This is a genomic window from Streptomyces panacea (genome assembly GCF_040560175.1).
Lineage (GTDB): Bacteria > Actinomycetota > Actinomycetes > Streptomycetales > Streptomycetaceae > Streptomyces > Streptomyces panacea.
Map to the genome: position 1 here is coordinate 1 of NZ_JARJHW010000353.1, position 2,406 is coordinate 2,406.

The following is a 2,406-nucleotide window of genomic DNA, read 5'->3' on the forward strand; positions in this document are numbered from 1 at the left end:
AGCCCCCGCCGCGCGGACCCGCGCCACCGGGGCAGGTACCCGATGACCCTCCTGGCCCCCGTGACCGAGGGGACGGACAGCCCGCGGACGCTCAAGCGGTCCGCCGGACTGCCCGACCGCGTCTTCCGCGGCCTGGCCCGCGGCAGCGGCGGTGTGGTGCTGTCCATCATGCTGCTGGTCGGTACGTTCCTCGGCTACCGCGCCTGGGAGGCCCTGCGGGTGGCCAAGGGCTCCTTCATCACCGTGCCGGCCTGGGAGCCCGACTCGCGCCACTTCGGCATCGCGGCCGTCCTCACCGGGACCGTGCTGATCGGCCTGGTGGCCATCGCGCTCGCCGTACCCCTGGCCATGGGCGCGGCGCTCTACACCTCCGAGTACGCGCCGCGCGGGATCAGACGCACCATGATCAGCGTCATCGACCTGATGGCCGCGGTGCCCAGCGTGGTCTACGGGCTCTGGGGGGCGTTCTTCCTCCAGTCGCACATCGTCGGGCTGTCCCGCTGGATCTCCACGTACTTCTCCTGGATCCCGTTCTTCAAGGTCAACGGCGCCGACCCGGGTGATCCGCTGGCCACCTCGACCGTCTACACCTCCTCGACGTTCATCGCCGGGATCGTGGTGGCGCTCATGGTCACTCCGATCGCCTGCTCGGTCATGCGCGAGACGTTCTCCCAGGCGCCCGTCGGCGAACGGGAAGGCGCCTACGCGCTCGGCTCGACACGGTGGGGAGTGATCAGGACCGTCGTCCTGCCGTTCGGCAAGGGCGGTGCCATCGGCGGCACGATGCTCGGCCTCGGCCGCGCTCTCGGCGAGACCATCGCCGTCTACATGATCATTTCTCCTTCCTTCGTCATCCAGCCGCGCATCCTGGAGAACGGCACCAACTCCGTCTCCTCGCTGATCGCCCTGCGCTACGGCTCCGCCAGCGACTTCGGCATGTCGGCGCTGATGGCGGCCGGGCTCGCGCTCTTCCTGATGACCCTGGTCGTCAACTTCGTCGCCTCCTCCATCGTCGCCCGCAGTCGCTCCGGTGCGGGGACCGATGCCTGAGATGAATCGGACCGCCCCTGTGCTCCCCTCCGCCTCCCCGTCCTTCGCCAAGGACCCGCGCCCCGAGAACGTCCCGGCCGCCGGCTTCCCGACGGTCCGCCCGGGACCCCCGGACGACAGCCGGCCCGAGACGCGCCGCGCCGTCTCCACGGTGCGCGCCGGCGACATCAGGGCGCTGCTCGGCGCCCTGGCGGCCGCGCTCGGTCTGACGGTCGTGCTCTTCACCCGGATCGCCCCGTTCGACGCGCCGCTCGGCTTCGTCGTGGTCGCCTATCTGTCCTTCGTCGGTCTGTACGCGGTGCTGGTCTCCTTCAACGAGAACCGCATGGCGGTACGGGACCGGGTGGCCGCGGTGATCACGCACAGCCTCGCCGTGCTCGTCGTCGGCGCGCTCGCCTTCGTGGTCGTCTACACCCTGTGGCGGGGCCGGGCGGCGCTGCCGTACCTGAACTTCTTCACCGAGGACATGTCGCTCACCGGTCCGGTCCAGCCGCTCTCCAGCGGCGGCATGCTGCACGCCATCGCGGGAACGGTCGAGCAGATGGCCATCGCCCTGACCCTCACCGTGCCGCTCGGACTGGCCTGCGCGGTCTTCCTCAACGAGGTCCCCGGCGGCTACTCCCGGTTCGTCAGGACCATCGTCGAGGCGATGACCGCGCTGCCGTCCATCGTCTCCGGACTGTTCGTCTACGCCACCGCCATTCTCATCCTCGGCCTCGACAAGTCCGGTCTGGCGGCCTCCCTGGCCATCGGCGTGATGATGCTGCCGATCATCATCCGCGCCTCCGACGTGGTGATCCGCCTGGTCCCCGGCTCACTGCGCGAGGCGTCCCTCGCGCTCGGCGCCAGCCAGTGGCGCACGGTCTGGACCGTCACGCTGCCCACCGCGCGCTCGGGACTGACCACCGCCGTCATCCTCGGCACGGCGCGCGGGATCGGCGAGACCTCGCCGGTGCTGCTCACCGCCGGATTCACCTCCGACATGAACCTCAACCCGCTGAGCGGTCCCCAGGTGTCGCTGCCCCTGGCGACCTTCGAGCTCGTACGGTCCCCCCAACCGGCCTTCATCGCCAGGGGGTTCGGCGCCGCCGCGCTGCTCATGGGCCTGGTCCTGCTGCTCTTCGTCGTGGCCCGGATCGTCGGCGGGCGGGGGCCGGGTGAACTGACCCGGCGTCAGACCCACCGCAGGGTACTGGCCTCCCGTAAAGACGCCGAACGCATGAGCGGGCGGAACCGGACGGCACCCGGCGCCGGCGGCTTCGCCGCTGCGCCGGCCGGGCCACCGGACAGGGGGACCGGCACACCACCGGACCACTGAGCCCCACGGAGCCTCCGGCCCGCCGGCCCGCGGCACGG

Annotated in this window: 2 protein-coding genes; both read left to right on the forward strand. The window is 71.2% G+C overall.

The features are described from left to right. Positions 1 to 1,050: phosphate ABC transporter permease subunit PstC (gene pstC / locus P3L51_RS35860; protein ID WP_354609548.1), on the forward strand; the 1,050-nt coding region annotated here is incomplete at its 5' end. Further along, entirely contained in the window at positions 1,043 to 2,368 is a 1,326-nt protein-coding gene (gene pstA / locus P3L51_RS35865; RefSeq protein WP_354609549.1) for a phosphate ABC transporter permease PstA, read from the forward strand. The genes pstC and pstA, both read left to right, overlap by 8 nt. The last annotated feature ends 38 nt before the right edge of the window (positions 2,369 to 2,406 follow it).

Coding starts and splice junctions, on each gene's coding strand:
- pstA (WP_354609549.1), top strand. CDS start 1,043: ATGCCTGAGATGAATCGGACCGCCCCTGTGCTCCCCTCCGCCTCCCCG.